General features: G+C 70.2%; 14 protein-coding genes. 3 read left to right on the top strand and 11 right to left on the bottom strand.

The annotated features are described in order from the left end of the window. Positions 1 to 447 precede the first annotated feature (447 nt). Complete coding sequence (gene pgm / locus ACZ0AA_RS10830; protein ID WP_400866771.1) at positions 448 to 2,091, bottom strand: phosphoglucomutase (alpha-D-glucose-1,6-bisphosphate-dependent); 1,644 nt, start codon at positions 2,089 to 2,091, stop codon at positions 448 to 450. A 62-nt stretch (positions 2,092 to 2,153) separates the two neighbouring features. On the opposite strand from pgm, the gene pheA reads away from it, so the two are divergent. Further along, the gene (gene pheA / locus ACZ0AA_RS10825; RefSeq protein ID WP_400866768.1) at positions 2,154 to 3,104 is read left to right on the top strand and encodes a prephenate dehydratase; all 951 of its coding nucleotides are present in this window, start codon (positions 2,154 to 2,156) and stop codon (positions 3,102 to 3,104) included. An 83-nt stretch (positions 3,105 to 3,187) separates the two neighbouring features. Here pheA and ACZ0AA_RS10820 read toward each other — a convergent pair whose 3' ends face one another. The 10 genes from ACZ0AA_RS10820 to ACZ0AA_RS10775 form a co-directional block, all read right to left on the bottom strand. Further along, positions 3,188 to 5,254 (bottom strand): molybdopterin oxidoreductase family protein, encoded by a 2,067-nt coding sequence (locus ACZ0AA_RS10820; protein ID WP_463512887.1) that lies wholly within the window; start codon positions 5,252 to 5,254, stop codon positions 3,188 to 3,190. Next, a complete protein-coding gene (locus ACZ0AA_RS10815; RefSeq protein ID WP_463512886.1) occupies positions 5,251 to 6,792 on the bottom strand; it encodes an FAD-dependent oxidoreductase in 1,542 nt (513 codons plus the stop codon). The genes ACZ0AA_RS10820 and ACZ0AA_RS10815 overlap by 4 nt, the downstream gene beginning before the upstream one ends. A 2-nt stretch (positions 6,793 to 6,794) precedes the next feature. Continuing rightward, a complete protein-coding gene (locus tag ACZ0AA_RS10810) occupies positions 6,795 to 8,186 on the bottom strand; it encodes an MFS transporter (protein WP_463512885.1) in 1,392 nt (463 codons plus the stop codon). 127 nt (positions 8,187 to 8,313) lie between these two features. Beyond that, positions 8,314 to 8,595, bottom strand: coding sequence for a DUF6457 domain-containing protein (locus ACZ0AA_RS10805; protein WP_463512884.1), 282 nt, complete (start codon positions 8,593 to 8,595; stop codon positions 8,314 to 8,316). A 44-nt stretch (positions 8,596 to 8,639) separates the two neighbouring features. Further along, positions 8,640 to 9,476 (bottom strand): molybdenum cofactor guanylyltransferase, encoded by an 837-nt coding sequence (gene mobA / locus ACZ0AA_RS10800; RefSeq protein ID WP_463512883.1) that lies wholly within the window; start codon positions 9,474 to 9,476, stop codon positions 8,640 to 8,642. Continuing rightward, the gene (locus tag ACZ0AA_RS10795; protein WP_463512882.1) at positions 9,473 to 10,705 is read right to left on the bottom strand and encodes a molybdopterin molybdotransferase MoeA; all 1,233 of its coding nucleotides are present in this window, start codon (positions 10,703 to 10,705) and stop codon (positions 9,473 to 9,475) included. Before ACZ0AA_RS10795 ends, mobA begins: the two co-directional genes overlap by 4 nt. A 109-nt stretch (positions 10,706 to 10,814) precedes the next feature. Continuing rightward, a complete protein-coding gene (locus ACZ0AA_RS10790; protein ID WP_140038123.1) occupies positions 10,815 to 11,024 on the bottom strand; it encodes a methyltransferase in 210 nt (69 codons plus the stop codon). A gap of 734 nt (positions 11,025 to 11,758) precedes the next feature. Then, entirely contained in the window at positions 11,759 to 12,679 is a 921-nt protein-coding gene (locus ACZ0AA_RS10785; protein ID WP_463512881.1) for a hypothetical protein, read from the bottom strand. Positions 12,680 to 12,962: 283 nt separating this feature from the next. After that, on the bottom strand, positions 12,963 to 14,003 hold the full coding sequence (locus ACZ0AA_RS10780; RefSeq protein WP_463512880.1) for an LLM class flavin-dependent oxidoreductase: 1,041 nt from the start codon (positions 14,001 to 14,003) through the stop codon (positions 12,963 to 12,965). 68 nt (positions 14,004 to 14,071) lie between these two features. Next, on the bottom strand, positions 14,072 to 14,494 hold the full coding sequence (locus ACZ0AA_RS10775; protein ID WP_463512879.1) for an Hsp20/alpha crystallin family protein: 423 nt from the start codon (positions 14,492 to 14,494) through the stop codon (positions 14,072 to 14,074). Positions 14,495 to 14,617: 123 nt separating this feature from the next. Here ACZ0AA_RS10775 and ACZ0AA_RS10770 point away from each other — a divergent pair, with 123 nt between their 5' ends. Both ACZ0AA_RS10770 and ACZ0AA_RS10765 read left to right on the top strand, forming a co-directional pair. Then, the gene (locus ACZ0AA_RS10770) at positions 14,618 to 14,902 is read left to right on the top strand and encodes a MerR family transcriptional regulator (protein WP_400866743.1); all 285 of its coding nucleotides are present in this window, start codon (positions 14,618 to 14,620) and stop codon (positions 14,900 to 14,902) included. Between the two features lie 50 nt (positions 14,903 to 14,952). Next, the gene (locus tag ACZ0AA_RS10765) at positions 14,953 to 16,683 is read left to right on the top strand and encodes a cation:proton antiporter (RefSeq protein WP_463512878.1); all 1,731 of its coding nucleotides are present in this window, start codon (positions 14,953 to 14,955) and stop codon (positions 16,681 to 16,683) included. Positions 16,684 to 16,690: the final 7 nt, after the last annotated feature.

Below are 16,690 nucleotides of genomic sequence, written 5' to 3'. Positions count from 1 at the left end.
TCGGACCCGCCAGCCGGGGTCACTTTCGCATCGGGATCGGCCGTTTCGGGTGTCATTTTGGCCCCGCATGAAGGAAGCGAGAGAGGGGACCCGAAGGTGTCCTGGACCCGCCAGCCGGGGTCACTTTCGCATCGGACCCGCCAGCCGGGGTCACTTTCGCACCCGGCCCGCCAGGCGTGGTCACTTTCGCACCGGGATCGGCCGTTTCGGGTGCGTCATTGGCCCCGCACGCAGAAGGAGGGGATGCCGCGGGGCGGTCCGGCCCCGGATTCCTCCACGGGGCGTTCCACGGGGGCGTTCCGCCTCGGGGGCGTTCCCACGGGGGCGTTCCGCCTCCCCGGATTCCGCCACGGGGGCGTTCGGCCCCGGAGGCGCTCCGGGCCCGGATGCACTTCTGCCCCCACACGCGCGACGTGCGGGGGCAGAAGACAGGAAGGGGCGCGAGCCTCAGCCGCCGAGGGCGGCCGACACCACGGCGCGGGCTTCGGCCTGCACCTCGGCGAGGTGCTCGGGGCCGCGCAGGCTCTCGGCATACAGCTTGTAGACGTCTTCCGTGCCCGAAGGGCGGGCGGCGAACCAGGCGTGCTCGGTCTGCACCTTGAGGCCGCCGATCGCCGCGCCGTTCCCGGGAGCGTGCGAGAGCTTGGCGGTGATCTCCTCACCGGCGAGGGTCGTCGCCGAGACGGCATCCGGGGCGAGCTTGCCCAGCGTCGCCTTCTGCGCGGGCGTCGCCGGAGCGTCGACCCGCTGATACGCCGACGATCCGAACGCCTCCTCCAGCTCGGCGTACCGCTCCGACGGGGTCTTGCCCGTCACGGCGATGATCTCGGCGGCAAGAAGGCACAGCAGGATGCCGTCCTTGTCGGTCGACCAGACGGTGCCGTCCTTGCGCAGGAACGAGGCTCCGGCCGATTCCTCGCCGCCGAACGCCACCGAGCCGTCGAGCAGACCGGGCACGAACCACTTGAAGCCGACGGGCACTTCGAGCAGGCGGCGTCCGAGCGACTCGGCGACGCGGTCGATGATCATCGACGAGACGAGGGTCTTGCCGATCGCGGCGTCGCGCGGCCACTCGGCCCGGTGCGAGAAGAGGTAGTCGATCGCGACCGCGAGGTAGTGGTTGGGGTTCATCAGCCCGGCGTCGGGGGTGACGATGCCATGGCGATCGGCATCTGCGTCGTTGCCGGTGAGCACGTCGTAGTCGCCCTTCTTCGCGACCAGCGACGCCATCGCCGAGGGGGATGACGGATCCATGCGGATCTTCTCGTCCCAGTCGAGCGTCATGAAGCGCCAGGTCGGGTCGACCTCGGGGTTCACGACGGTCAGGTCGAGGTCGTAGACCTCCTTGATGAGCGCCCAGTACTCGACGGAGGCGCCGCCGAGCGGGTCTGCTCCGATGCGCACTCCGGCGGTGCGGATCGCATCGATGTCGATGATGGTCGCGAGATCGCGCACGTAGGCGTCACGGAAGTCGTAACCCGGAAGGGCGTCCCAGTCGACGTCGGCGAAGCGCTCGCGCTTGACCTCGGTGAGACCTCCGGCGATCAGCTCGTTGGCGCGGTCGGCGATCCAGCCGGTCGCGTCGGTGTCGGCCGGCCCGCCGTGCGGCGGGTTGTACTTGAACCCGCCGTCGCGGGGCGGGTTGTGCGACGGGGTGACGACGATGCCGTCGGCGCGGCCGGCGGCATCCGGTGCGAGGTCGCGGTTGAAGGTGAGGATCGCGTGGCTGAGCGCGGGTGTCGGCACCCACGCGTCGCGCGCGTCGACGCGGAGGTCGACGCCGTTCGCGACCAGCACCTCGATCGCGCTGCGCTCGGCCGGCAGCGACAGCGCGTGCGTGTCACGTCCGAGGAAGAGCGGGCCGGTGATGCCCTGCGCCGCGCGGTAGTCGACGATCGCCTGCGTCGTCGCGAGGATGTGGTTCTCATTGAAGCTCTTGGTGAGCGAAGACCCGCGGTGACCGCTCGTCCCGAACGCGACCCGTTCGGCGGCGACGCCGGGATCGGGGACGCGATCGTAGTACGCGGCGATCAGCTCGTCGACATCGATCAGATCGGATTCTTCGGCTGGTAGGCCGGCACGGCTCGTCATGCAGACAGTCTGCCCCCATCTCGGCATCCGCGCATCTTCTGGGCGCCTACCGGTGCCCTAAGGTGAAACGCGTGACTGAACGCCGCACCTACAGCTATCTCGGCCCCGCCGGAACATTCACCGAAGCGGCGCTCGAACAGGTCGCCGAAGCGCGAGGCCAGGACTGGCGTGCCGTGCACAACGTCGGCGAGGCGCTCGCCGACGTGCTCGAGGGTCGAAGCGATGCCGCCATGATCGCGATCGAGAACTCGATCGAGGGTGGCGTCTCGACCACGCAGGATGCTCTGGCGACGCTGCCCGGCCTGCGGATCGTCGGCGAGTACCTGGTGCCGGTGAACTTCGTGCTCGTAGCTCCGCGCGGCACCACGCTGGCCGATGTGCAGGTGATCGCGGCCCACCCCGTCGCGTATGCGCAGTGCCACGGCTGGCTCGGCGAGCATCTGCCGACGCACTCGCACGTTCCGGCGGCGAGCAACGTGGCTTCGGCGATCGGCATGCTCGACGGCGGTCTTCCCGCGCAGGCGGCCATCGCCGCTCCCGGCGTCGTGAAGCACCTCGACGTCGACGTGCTGGCCGAGGACATCGGCGACAACGCCCAGGCCGTCACGCGCTTCGTGCTCGTCACCCGCACCACCACGGCACCGGCTCCCACGGGCGCCGACAAGACCTCGCTGATCGTCGAGCTGCCGAATGATCACCCCGGTTCGCTGCTCGAGATGCTCGAACAGTTCTCGACCCGCGGCATCAATCTCTCGCTGATCCAGTCGCGTCCGATCGGCGACGAGCTCGGCCGCTACCGGTTCGTGATCGACGCCGACGGGCACATCGAGCACGAGCGCATGGCCGACGCCCTGCTCGGCATCCGTCGTTTCAGCCCGCGCGTGGTGTTCCTCGGCTCATACCCGCGGGCCGACCGGCAGATCGTGCAGTACCCCGACCGCTACTCCGACGACATCTTCGTCGAGGCGCGCGACTGGCTGCGCGGCATCCTCTCGGGCGAACCCGAGGACTGAGACCGGCTCACGGCTCGGACCGCCGCGCTCCGGCCGCGAGCTCCGGCTCGAGGCCCGGCCCGAGGACTGAGACCGGCCCCGCGTCAGACCGCGCTCAGCTCGACGAGCGCCCGCTTGAACTCGGGCATCGCCGAGTGCGGATCGACCCGGTCGTCGGTGAGCAGATTCGCGCTCTCGGCATCGGGGTAGTGGAACGGCAGGAACACCGTGTCGGGCCTGATGTCGTGTGTCAGCTCGGCTCGCGCCTGCACCGTGCCGCGGGAGTTCGAGAGACGGATGCCGTCGCCGTCGCCGATCCCGTGACGCCGAGCCGTGGCCGGATGCAGCTGGGCGACGAGAGCCGGTCGCTTCTCGGTGAGCTCGGGGACGCGGCGGGTCTGCGCACCGCTCTGATACTGCTCGAGCAGTCGTCCGGTGATCAGGGTGAGGCGGTCGCCGCTCGCGACGGGATGCGTGCGTGCGCGCACCGCCACGAGCTTCGCGCGGCCGTCGGCGTGGGCGAACCGATCGGCGAACAGGCGAGGCGTGCCGAGGCTTCCGATCGGGAACGGCCAGTGCGCCTCCAGGCCGAGGTCGAGCAGCGCGTGGCTGAGACCGGAGTAGTCGGCACGGCCACCCGCTGAGGCGCGTGCGAGCTCATCGAACACCTCTGCGGGATCGAGGCTCCAGGTGCCGGGCGCGTCGAGGCGTCGGGCGAGCTCGGCCATGATCCACAGCTCGCTGCGTGCTCCGGCCGGGGCGTCGACCGCCCGGCGGCGGCGCAGCACCCGACCTTCGAGGTTGGTCATCGTGCCCTCCTCCTCGGCCCATTGCAGGACAGGCAGCACGATGTCGGCGGCTTTCGCGGTCTCCGAGAGGAAGAAGTCCGACACGACGAGCAGGTCGAGCCGCCCGAGGGCGTCGCGCACGGTCTGGACATTCGGAGCAGACACGAACACGTTGGAGCCGTGCACGAGCAGAGCCCGCACGCCTCCCGGCAGGCCTGCGCTCTGCAGCAGCTCGACGGCGGGTACCCCGGGGCCGGGCAGGTCGTCGGGGTCGACGCCCCACACCGCCGCGACCGAGGCGCGGGCCGCCGGGTCGGTGATCGACTGGTATCCGGGCAGCTGGTCGGCCTTCTGTCCGTGCTCGCGCCCACCCTGCCCGTTGCCCTGCCCGGTGAGTGTGCCGTAGCCGCAGCCGGGGGTGCCGGGGAGTCCGAGCAGCAGCGCGAGGTTGATGGCCGCGGTCGCGGTGTCGGTGCCGTCGACATGCTGCTCGACCCCGCGCCCGGTGAGGATGTACGTCGACCCGGAGCGTGCGAGTGCACGAGCGAGATCCCGGATGCTGCGCGCCGGAACCCCGGTGACGGTCTCGGCGCGCTCGGGCCACCACGCCGACACCGACTGTCGGAGCTCATCGATGCCGGAGGTGCGCTGGCGCACGTAGCCGTCGTCGAACAGCTCTTCGGCGAGCACCACGTGGATCAGCGCGAGCAGCAGGGCGAGGTCGGTGCCGGGGACGGGCTGCACATGGGTGCCGGCGCCGTCAGCGCACAGCCTCGCGGTCGAGCTGCGCCGCGGATCGACGACGATGAGGCCGCCGCGAGCGCGGGCACCCTGCAGATGAGACACGAACGGAGGCATGGTGTCGCCGACGTTCGAGCCGAGCAGGAGCACCGTCTCGGCGGTGTCGAGGTCGGTCAGCGGGAACGGCAGGCCGCGGTCGATGCCGAAGGAGCGGTTGGCTGCGGCGGCGGCGGATGACATGCAGAAGCGGCCATTGTAGTCGATGCGCGAGGTGCGCAGCGCGATCCGGGCGAACTTGCCGAGCTGGTACGCCTTCTCGTTCGTCAGTCCGCCGCCGCCGAAGACGCCGATCGCATCGCGGCCGTTCTCCGCGGCGATCAGGCGCAGCTGCGCGGCGATCAGGTCGAGCGTGGCGTCCCACTCGGCGGGATGCAGCTCGCCGTCGTCGCCTCGCACGAGGGGCGTGGTGAGGCGGCCGGTGTCGGCGAGCAGCTCGGCCGACGTCCAGCCCTTCTTGCACAGCCCGCCGCGGTTGGTCGGGAACTCGCGACCGGCGACGGTCACCGGCAGGGTCTCGCCTATGGTGGGCGTCAGGGTCATCGCGCACTGGAGCGCGCAATAGGGGCAGTGGGTGTCGGTCATGCGACGGCCTCCGCGCGGGCATGCAGCAGTTCGGTGATCCTGGCTCGGCATCCGCCGCATCCGGTGCCGGCGCGCGTGCACTCCCCGACGGCGGCGACCGTGCCGCATCCGTCGTCGATCGCGTCTTCGATCTGCCCGACGGTGACGGCGTTGCAGATGCAGAGTGTCGCGTCGCGACCGGCGGGCGTGGCCCCGTCGACATCCGGATCGTCGAGCCGCAGCAGCAGCGACCGGTCGGCCGGCAGCTCCCCGCCGCGCAGATACAGCACGCTTAGTTCGGCGGCGGCTCGCGGCATCCCGACCGCCACGAATCCGGTGAGGATGCCGTCGCGGGTCGCCATCTTCACGTACGTGCCGTGTTCGGGGTCTGCCCATACCGCGATGCCCGGGGCGATCTCACCCGCGGGCACCGGCGCGAACGGATCGGCCGAGACGTCTCCTGCGGAGGCGATGTCGACCAACTCGCCCTTCAGCACGACGACCCCGGGATGCTCGTCGGCGAAACCGTCGACGTCGCCGGCTCCGCTCAGCTCCGCGGTGATGGCCGCGGCGAGCCAGCTCGCCTGTCGCCAGCCGGGTCCGACGAGACCGTGCGGGCCGCCCGGAACCTGTCGTTCGTGCAGGTACTCGGCGGGGTCGGCGATGTGCGCGCAGTCGCCGATCGCATGGATGCGAGGATCCGACCACGACCGCAGGGAGCTGTCGACGAGCACGCCGTTGCTCACGCGCAGCCCTGCGGCCTCGGCGAGTTCGGTGCGAGCTCTGACGCCGCACGAGAGCACGAGCAGGTCGCCCTCGATGCGCTTGCCGTCGGAGCTCACGAGGGCGCGGAACCGACGGATGCCGTCGTCGCCCTCGACCCCGATGACACCCTCTGCGCGGGTGTGCGGCACGAGCGTGACACCGGCGGAGGCCAACGCGGTCGAGAGGATGCTCGCCGACCCCCGGTCGAGTTGGCGGGGCATCGGCATCGGACCGAAGTGGGCCACGGAGGGCACTGCGCCGGCGTCCGCGAGCAGCATGGCGAGCTCGATCCCGAGCACGCCGGCCCCGAGCACCACGACCCGGCCGCCCCGCTCGACCACGGCGCGCACCTGCTCGGCATCCGTCAGGTCGCGCAGCACGCAGACGCCCGCGGTGAGACTGGTGTCCAGGCCCGTGCCGTCCGGCCCGAGCGTGTCGAGCCCATCGAGGTTCGGGACGATCGACCGTGCGCCGGTCGCGAGCACGAGCCGGTCGTAGCCGACGGTCGAACCGTCGGCGAGCTCGACGACCCGCGCCGCGCGGTCGATCCGCACCGCTCGCGCTCCCAGACGCAGATCGATCCCCGGAAGACTGCTCGAGGTGGCCAGAATGAGCTCGTCGGCCGTGGCCTCGCCGACCGCGAGCTCTGCGAGGAGCACCCTGTTGTACGGATCCGCCGTCTCTGCACCCAGCACGGTCACCGTCGCCTGCCCCTCGGAGACGAGGGGCAGGAGCTCCTCGGCGAAGCGGATGCCGACAGGCCCCGCGCCGATGACGACGATGCGCTCGGTCATGATCAGATCCGGTGTCCGGCGAGGGAGGCGCGGGGGATCAGATAGACGAAGACCGTGATCAGGAGCAGCACCACGTAGGCGGCGACGAAGCCGGCGAACGCCGGGGCGTACGATCCGGTGCCGCTCTTGGCGGCAGCGAGCACCTGCGGGATCACGAACCCGCCGTAGGCGCCGATCGCCGAGATCAGGCCGAGGGCGGCCGCACCCTTGCGCTGGGTGCTGACCGCGAGCGCATCGCCCGCGGTCGCGGCGCCCCGGGCGGCGAAGACGTTCGGGATCATCCGGTAGGTCGCACCGTTGCCGACGCCCGCCGCGATGAACAGCAGCAGGAAGCACCCGAGGAAGAGCGCGAAGCTGTTCGCCTCGAGAGTGACGAGCAGCGAGAGGGCGCCGACGATCATGAGCGAGAAAGCCGCGATCGTCATCGGAGCACCGCCGAAGCGGTCGGCGAGCTTGCCGCCGTAGGGGCGGGCGAGCGACCCGACCAGCGCGCCGAGGAAGGCGAGGGTGATCGAGGCGCTGCCGATCTGGAAGGTCGAGAACTCGGGGAACGTGTCGGCGATGAGCTTCGGGAAGACGCTCGCGAAGCCGATGAACGATCCGAACGTGCCGATGTAGAGCAGCGAGAGCACCCACAGGTGCGGTTCGCGCAGAGCCGCGGCGGCCCCGGCGAAGTCAGCCTTGGCCGACGAGAGGTTGTCCATGTGGCGCCACGCGCCCCAGACGGCCACGAGGATCAGCGGCACCCACATCCACCCGGCGAGCGAGAGGTTGAACGTGAAGGCGGCTGTCATCGAGACGACGATCGGCACCGCGAGCTGCGCGACCGAGGTGCCGAGGTTGCCGCCCGCGGCGTTGAGTCCGAGCGCCCAGCCCTTCTCCTTCTGCGGGAAGAAGTAGGTGATGTTCGCCATGGAGCTGGCGAAGTTGCCGCCGCCGAAGCCGGCGAGAGCGGCCACCGCGAGCAGCACCCCGAACGGCGTCTCGGGGTTCTGCACGACGACGCCGAGCAGGACCGACGGGATCAGCAGCAGCAGCGCCGAGACGATGGTCCAGTTGCGCCCGCCGAAGCGGGCGACGAGGAACGTGTAGGGGAACCGCAGGGTCGCGCCGACGAGGCTCGGCAGCGAGATCAGCCAGAACGACTCGGTGGTGCTCAGCGTGAAGCCGGCGGCGGGGAGCAGCACGACGACGATGCTCCACAGCTGCCAGATGATGAACCCGAGGAACTCGGCGAAGATCGACCAGCCGAGATTCCGACGGGCGATCGCCTTGCCCTCGGCGGCCCAGAACGTCGGATCCTCGGGGTTCCACCCGTCGATCCAGCGTCCGGGTCGATGGGTGAGCGTGACTGCGGGGGCGTCGACGCTGCTTGTTCCGGTGATCTGTGACATCGCGGCTCCTGGCGTTCGAGAGGATGAATGCTCTGAACGTAGGCGGCAGATGTTGCAGGGCCGCACGAGTGCGGTTTCCGGACGATTACTTCTCGATCACATCGGGGTGGTCGGCGATGAGAGAACTTCAGGAATCGTCGTCGACGCGCCAGGTCGCGGCGAGCTCGGTGATCGTCGCGACCGCCGCAGCGGTGTCTTCGCGGCTGCCGCCGGCTCGACCCGCGGCGAGGCCGGCGAGGTAGGCGCTGAGCGGTGCGGCAGGGCGGGCGACGCCGTGCGCGACATCGCGGGCGAGGTCGAGCAGCAGGGCGATGTCGACCGACTCCCGGTCGATCCCGAGGGCCGCGCAGGCGGCGGTGGTCCAGTCGTCCAAGGCCTCGACCGGAAGGTGCTGCGGCTTGTCGGTCATGTCGTCTCCTCGTCGAGTGCGCTGCTGCGGGGGTGTCAGCGCCGTTAGTCGTGGTCGGTGTCTCCGCCGTCGCGGGCGGGTGCCTGCGCCGTGGCACGGGCTCGTTCGAGATCGTCCCACGTGTCGACATCCGTCGCCAGGCCTCCTGCCGGCACGGCGATGATGGTGAGGCCCGAGAGCAGTGAGCGGATGGAGGCGTCTCGGCCGCCGTCGGGGAGGGCGCCGACAGCTCTGCGCAGCGCGTCGGTGCGGTAACGGCCGATCAGCCACTGCATCCGCCCGGACTCGTCGGTCAGACAGATGCCGTCTTCGCCGCTGGCGAGAGGCGGATGCTGTCGCAGCAGCGCGACCACCTCTTCGGCGTTCGGCAGATCGGCGGCGAGGACGTACACCTCGGTGCTGGTGCTGGTGCTGGTGCTGGTGCTGGTGCTGGTGCTGGTGCTGGTGCTGGTGCTGGTGCTGGTGCTGGTGCTGGCGGCCAGTCCTGCGGCGATTCCGGCGACCGGTCCGCCGAACTCCGGAGTCTCGCGAGTCCAGACGACCACGCCGTTCACCGGTGCCTGCGGCCCGACGACGATGATCGGATCGCAGCCCGCGACGGCTGCGACGGCGCGATCGAGTAGCGTTCGACCGCCGACTTCGAGCAGCGGTTTGTCGGCGCCGTCGAGTCGAGAGCCTCGCCCGCCTGCCAGGATGATCGCCGGGGATGCCGGGGATGCCTGCGTTGCCGAAGTTGCCGAAGTTGCCGAAGTTGCCGGGGGCGCTGGGGTTGTCGGGTTGCTTGGGGTTGCGGGGGATGCTGGGGTTGTCGTGTTGCTCGGGGGTGCGGGGGATGCCGCGCTTGCAGTGTTGGCCGGGGTTGCCCCGCTTGCGGAGGTCACGAGAGCAGCATCACATCGATGAGATCGCCCGCGTCGACGGCAGTTGCCTCGGCGGGCACCACCGCGTACGCATCCGCTCGGGCGAGTCCCGCGGCGAGATGAGCCCCGGAAGATCCATCGGCCGCAGCAGGGCGCGCCGTCCAGGCGACCGGGTCGGAGCGGTCGAGCGTGACGGGCACGTACTGCTGTCGCCCGGCCGGGCTGCGCCAGCCGGTGGAGACGGCGACGCGGAGCACCGGCCGCCGCACCGCTTCGCGCCCCTGGAGTGCGAGGAGTGCCGGGCGCACGAAGGCCTCGAACGATGCGGCGACGCTGGCAGGGTTGCCGGGGAGGCCGAAGACGAGCGCGTCGTCGATGCGCCCGAAGGCCTGGGGTCTGCCTGGCTGCATGGCGATCGCGACGAACTCGATGCGATCGCGCAGCACGTTCTTGACGACCTCGTGGGCTCCGGCGCTGACGCCTCCGGAGGTGACCACGACATCGGCGCGGCCGGCGCGCAGCGCGCGTTGCAGAAGGGCCGTGAAAGCGGCATCCTCGTCGGTCACCGTGTCGACCGAGATGACCTCGGCGCCCGCCTCGGCGCACATCGACGCGAGCAGCACCGAGTTCGACTCGGGGATCTGCCCGCGGGCGAGGTCTGCGCCGGGGGCGGCGAGCTCGGTGCCCGTCGAGATCACGGCGACCCGAGGGCGACGACGCACCTGCACGGTGTCGATGCCGGCGGCCGCGATGCCCGTCAGCTGGAGCGCCCCGAGCACGGTGCCCGCCGGCGCGACGACGGCACCGGCGTGCAGCTCTTCACCATGCCGACGGATGTTCGCGCCTGCTCGGGCCGGAGCTCGGGTGACGATTGCGGGAGCATCCCAGGCCTGGAGTCCGCCGCGGGTGTGTTCGAAAGGCACGACGGCGGTCGCCGTGCGCGGCAGGGGAGCGCCGGTCATGATCCGGGCAGCGAACCCCGCATGCAGCTCAGGCTCCTCCGCAGAGCCAGCGGGCAGGTCGGCGATCACGTGCAGTTCCATCGGATGCTCTGCCGTCGCGCCCTCGACGTCGGTGAAGATGACGGCGTACCCGTCCATCGCGGAGTTGTCGAAGAGCGGCACGTCGACACGGGCGTGCACGTCGGCGGCCAGGGTGCGACCTGCTGCCTGGGCGATCGGCACCGCCTCCGCCTCGAGCGGGCGCGCGGCGGACAGCACCTTCGCCGACTGCTCCTCGACACTCAGCATGGCCGGAGGAGTGGTCGGGTGGTGAGGGGCATGCAGTCAGCGTACGACGGTCGCGGGGCTGCCCCCGCGACCGTGACGCCCCTCTACCCCTTGTTTCCCCGCTCGAAAATCAGTGCTCGCGGAACATCGGCCAGCCGCTGCCTGGCAGCATGTGCGAGTGCAGCGCTCCCTTGGCCGATTCCAGGTTCGGATACGTGCCCGTCGCGGCATCCGATCCGGCCATGACAACCGTGTAGCCCTCGTCATCGTGTCGGATGCTGCCGACGACGCCGTTCGTGCCGTAAGCCACCCAGAGGGCCAGGGTCTTGGTCGTGCTCATCATCGAACCCCTTCCGTTGCCGCTGACGCTACGCCCCGCCGCACCGGAATACCAGCCCTTGTCGCGGGTCCCGCACCGCGCCCGTGCGGGCTAGTTTCGTACCGCGCGCCCTGGGGCGGGGCCAGTTCCGCTCCGCGCGCGCCGTGCGGGGCCAGTTCCGCACCGCACGCGCCGTGCGGGGCCAGTTCCGCACCGCAACGGGGCGTTTCGGGTGCCGAAGTGGCCCCGGCTGGCGTTTCGGGTGCGGAAGTGGCCCCGCCTGGCGTTTCGGGTGCGGAAGTGGCCTCGCCTGGGGCCGTAGATGCGCCGTGGTGGGTCGGCGGGTTCGCGGCATCCGGGAGTGCGCTTGCCGTGCCCGTGCGGGGCCAGTTCAGCACCGCAACGACGGGTTTCGGGTGCCGAAGTGGCCCCGCCTGGAGGGTCGGGTGCGGGAGTGGCCCCGGCTGGGGCCGTAGATGCGCCGTGGTGGGTCGGCGGGTTCGCGGCATCCGGGAGTGCGCTTGGCGTGCCCGTGCGGGGTCAGTTCAGCACGGCAACGGGGCGTTTCGGGTGCGGAAGTGGCCTCGCCTGGAGGGTCGGGTGCGGAAGTGGCCTCGCCTGGAGGGTCGGGTGCGGAAGTGGCCCCGCTTGGGGATTCGGGTGCGGAAGTGGCCCCGGCTGGAGGGTGCGGGTGCAGAAGGGCCCCGGCTGGAGGCCAGAGGCGGGGGCGGAGGAGGGAGAGGGGAAGGCGAGAGTCAGCGGCGGGATGCCATCGCGCGACGGATGCGGTCCATCAGCGGTCGAGCATCGGCCAGGTCGAGCTGCGTCACGCGGATGACGATCCATCCGCGATCTTCGAGCTCGCGCTGCCGCTGGATGTCGCGCCGCCACTGATCGCGGCTCGTGCGGTGTCCGTCGCCCTCGTACTCGATCGCGATCTTGAGCGAGGGATAGGCCATGTCGCTCCGCGCGAGGAGAAGACCGTTCTCATGGATCTCGTACTGCACGACCGGCTCAGGAAGACCTGCTGCGACGATGACCAGCCTGGTCTCCGTCTCCTTCGGCGATTCCGCTCCCTCGCGTGCGCGGGTCAGCGCATCACGGATTCGTCGAGATCCGGGGAAGCGGCCCCAGACCTGCAGACGCATCTCTATGTCGGTCACCGTGAGCGGCGGTCGCCCCGGATGCAGCCCGGGATAGTTGTCGGCTGTGCTGATCAGCGCGTCGAGGGCGATGACCACCTGATCGTCGGTCAGCGCCGTGGCGCACATGAACAGAGCTGCGACCGGATCGATGACCGGAATTCCGCCGATTCGCCATGGATGGGCTCGCCCCTCTGCCAGGCGCCGGCCGGTGACGCCGCGGCGGCGGACGCGCGCCGAACCCGTCGCGACGACCACGACGATCGGCGCCTCGACGCTCCAGCTGCCGGGGTGCGGATACCCCCACACCCGCATGGCCGTCTCCCCGCCGATGAGCTGACCGCGGTGCAGGCGGGGCACGAGGGCGGTGACGCGATCAAGTGGTGTCTCCGCCCTCGCGACCGAACGCACCCCGCGGAAAGGGCGGTCGAGATCGCGGGCACCGGCTCGGCCCCGACCGATACCCACGGCCGCGGCCTGCGTCACGGTGAAATGGCGGCCGAGTTCGTCGGGCAGGAGTATTCGATGGCGCATTCCCTCACGATCGGTGAGCGAACCCTGGCTCGGGCCTCGTGATCGCCGGGATCCCGAGAATTGTGGACAAGTCGCCCCTGTGGACAGCATCCGAGGTGCGTTCATGCGCCGCAAGCGGGGCCACTTCTGCATCCGCCGCCACGGGCGGGGCCACTTCTGCATCCCAGAACTGTTTTTGAGGTGCGAAAGTGACCCCGCCGCGAATTCGGGTGCGGAAGTGGCCCCGCCTGGAGGTGGGATGCGGCACTGATCCCCCGCCGGATCAGCGCCTACTCAACGGCGCCTAGAGCGCGGCGGCGATGAGCTCGAGCGTCTGCGCGCGACCGGCGGCTGCGTCGCGCGGCTCGGACTCGTAGGCTCCGGCGACCGGCGACAGCATGACCTCGACGACGCCGTACTTCGCGGCGAACTCGCGCAGCTCGGCGGCGACCGACTCTCCCGTGCCGACGAACCACCGCGAGCGGGCGGCCTCCACGACCTGGTCGGTCGCGGCATCCGGCTCGGCCGCGAGCGCCTCTTCGACCGTCTCGAGAGCGATGAGCGGCTTGTTCAGGCGCAGTCGCGACATCATCCGCAGTTGCGGCAGGGCGCGGGCCTCGGCCTCTTCCTGCGTCGGGGCGGCGACGACGTTCACGGTCAGGAACGTCCGGGGCTCGGGGTGCTCCTCGCTCGGCTGGTAGCCCGTGCGATACAGGTCGAGTGCCCGTTCGAGCCCCTGACCCGAGAAGTGGTTCGCGAAGACGTAGGGCAGGCCGTGCGATGCCGCGAGCTGCGCCGAGTAGTCGCTCGATCCGAGCAGCCAGACCTCGGGGCTTCCGGTGGCGGAGGGCGTCGCGTGCACTGTGTACTCGCCGCCCGAGGTGAAGCGCACGGTGGCGCCGTCGCCCGAGAGGAGCGCAGCGATGTCCTGCACGTTGCGGGGGAACTGCTCGACGTCGCTCGTCGTGCCCGATCCGCGCAGCAGCTGCGTGATGACCGGGTCGCTGCCGGGTGCGCGGCCGAGGCCGAGGTCGATGCGGCCGGGCGCGATGGCCTCGAGGGCGGCGAACTGCTCGGCGACGATGAGTGGCGCATGGTTCGGAAGCATGACGCCACCCGACCCCAGTCGGATCTTCGTCGTGCGCATGGCGGCGGCCGCGATCAGCACCGGGGGAGTCGTGGATGCCACGGCCGGCATGTTGTGGTGCTCGGCGAACCAGTAGCGGCGGTAGCCGAGGCGGTCGGCGGTCGCGGCGAGGTCGAGGGAGGAGGAGATCGCCTCGGCACTGGTCTGGCCGGTGCGAACCGGGACGAGGTCGAGGACGGAGAGCGCGGTGGAAGTCATCCCCGAATGCAACGGTGGGGGCGGGCGGGACATTCCCGCCCGCCCCCAGAGCGGTCGTGCGTCGGTCGTCAGGCGGCGATCGACTGTCGGTTGTCGCTCGACTCGACCTCGATCTTGCGGGGCTTCGCGCGCTCGCTGACCGGGATGATCACCGACAGCACGCCGCTCTCGTACGAGGCGCTGATCGCGTCGAGGTCGACTCCGTCGCCGAGGGAGAACTGACGGAGGAACGAGCCTGCCCCGCGCTCGCGCGCCAGCCAGCGGACGCCTTCGCGGCTGTCAGCGGTGCGCTGCGCGCGGATGGTGAGTTGGCCGCCGTCGAGATCGACGTCGATGGAGCCCGGATCGATGCCGGGGAGGTCGGCGTGCAGAACGTACCGGTCGCCGTCGCGGAAGAGGTCCACCGGCATGAGACGCGGTGCGCGGACGGAGTCCAGCACGCTCGCAGCGAAGCGGTCGAGCTGACTGAACGGATCGAAGGACATGGCCATGAGTGTCTCCTTTCGTGTGGCCCTGATGGGCTTTCTGTGATGCAGATTATCTGCATCTGTTGCTGTAGATTTTTTATAGAACAGAATCAGATTCAATGCAAGTGTCACGAAAGGGGATTCTCGATGAGCGATCGCGACCCGAGCCTGCCGGTCTACGGCATCGCCGTCGCCGCTCAGCTCAGTGGCGTCCCCGAAGCGAGTCTGCGGCTCTTCGAGGCGAAGGGCCTGGTCCGCCCTGCGCGCAGCGACGGCGGCACGCGCCGATACAGCGACGACGATCTCGCACGCATCCGTCGTGTGACGGGGCTGCGTGTCGAGGGGATCAACATCGTCGGCATCCGTCGCGTTCTCGACCTGGAAGACGAGAACGCCGGTCTCCGCGACGAACTGGCCGACGGCCGGGACTGACTCCGCCGGACTCGCCCGGCGGCGACGCGGGAGGGCAGTACTTTAAAGGCATGGATGCCGAGATCTTCTACGTGCTCGTCGGTGCTGTGGTCGTGGCGGCGATCGCCCGATGGCGCGGATGGCCGGCGCCGCTTCTCGTGACGGTCGTCGCGCTCGCGGCATCCTTCCTGCCCTTCGTGCCCGAGGTCGAGATCGACGGGCACCTGCTGCTGAATCTCGTGCTGCCGCCGCTGCTGTATTCGGCGGCGCTCGACGTGTCGTTCGTGGGCTTCAAGCGCAGCCTGCCGCAGATCCGCCGGCTCGGCGTCACCCTCGTGCTGCTCACCGCGGTGGCGGTCGGACTCGTGGCGTGGTGGATCCTGCCCTCGCTGACCCTGCCGGGCGCCCTGCTGCTCGGCGCCATCGTCGCACCGCCCGACGCCGTCTCGGCCGCGGCGATCGGCCGCAAGCTCGGGCTTCCACGCCGCATCATGACGGTGCTCTCGGGTGAGAGCCTGATCAACGACGCGACCTCGCTGACCCTCTATCGGGTGTTCGCGGCGATCATCGCCGGGGCCACGCTCACCGTCTGGGACGGCATCTGGCAGTTCCTGCTCGCGGTCGGCATCGGCGTGGCTGTCGGTCTCGTCTTCGGCATCGTGCTGCACCAGCTGCGCATGCGCATCAGCGACGCGGTCGTGATCGGCACCTTCGGCCTGCTCGCCCCGTTCGGCGCGTACGCGATCGCCGAGCACCTGCTCGGCTCCGGCGTGCTCGCGGTCGTCGCGATGGGCCTGTATGTCGGATACAACTCGCCTCGCACCGACTACACGACGCGTCAGCAGGAGACACCGCTGTGGCTGTCGGCGGACCTGCTGCTCGAGAGCTTCGTGTTCGCGTACATCGGTCTGCAGTTCCCGCGTGTGCTCAGTGACCTCGGCGGCGAAGAGGTCGGTCGCATCCTGATGCTGTCGGGGGTCGTGCTTCTCGTCGTGCTGATCGTGCGTCCGCTCTACGTGTACCCGGCGAACGGGTGGGCGAACTTCCAAGACCGCAAGCGGTTGGAACGCTGGGATCGCACGGTCGAATCCGGAGCCTTCGACGAACGCCGCCGCGACTCGAAACGCTGGAAGCAGTACAGCACCGAGGAGCTGCGGTCAAAGATCGTGCGCGATCGCATGGCGGGCCTGCAGCTGACCTGGAAGGACAACGCCGTCATCTCGTGGGCGGGCATGCGCGGCGTGGTGACGCTGGCGACCGCGCTCGCCGCGGCCGACCTCGCGGCCCTCGACACTGAGCCGTCGCACGCGATCGTGGTCGTCGCCTACGTCGTCACCCTCGGCACACTGCTGCTGCAGGGCCTGACTCTGCCGTTGCTGATCCGCGGTCTCGGCATCGCCAGCGATGTCGACGACGACGAGGACGAGCGCGCGATCGCTGATGTCAAAGCCAAGAGCCGAGAGGCGGGCAAGGCGTTCCTCGCCGAGAAGCGCGTGGAGTGGGTCGACAAGTACGGAAGCGTCGACATCGGCGTCTTCGACGCGTTCACGAAGCGCATGACACGGGTCGAGAAGGCCGCAGACGAGGCGCAGGAGGTCGAGGAGGCGGTGACGCGACCGTCATACGAGGACCTCGCAGCGCTCACCCGCGGATGGTTGCAGGTGCGTCGCGACATCCTGCTCGCAGAACGGGACGCCGGCAACCTCGACGAGGAGGTCATGCGCGAGCTGATGGCCGCGATGGATGCCGAGGAGCTCGCCCTCGACACCCGCGCCGCCACCCGTCTGCAGGGCCGCGCGTAACGGGAGA

The sequence above is a fragment of the Microbacterium sp. AC035 genome, assembly GCF_979258485.1.
Note: the sequence above shows the minus strand (reverse complement) of the source record. Positions and strands in the feature narration are given on the sequence as shown.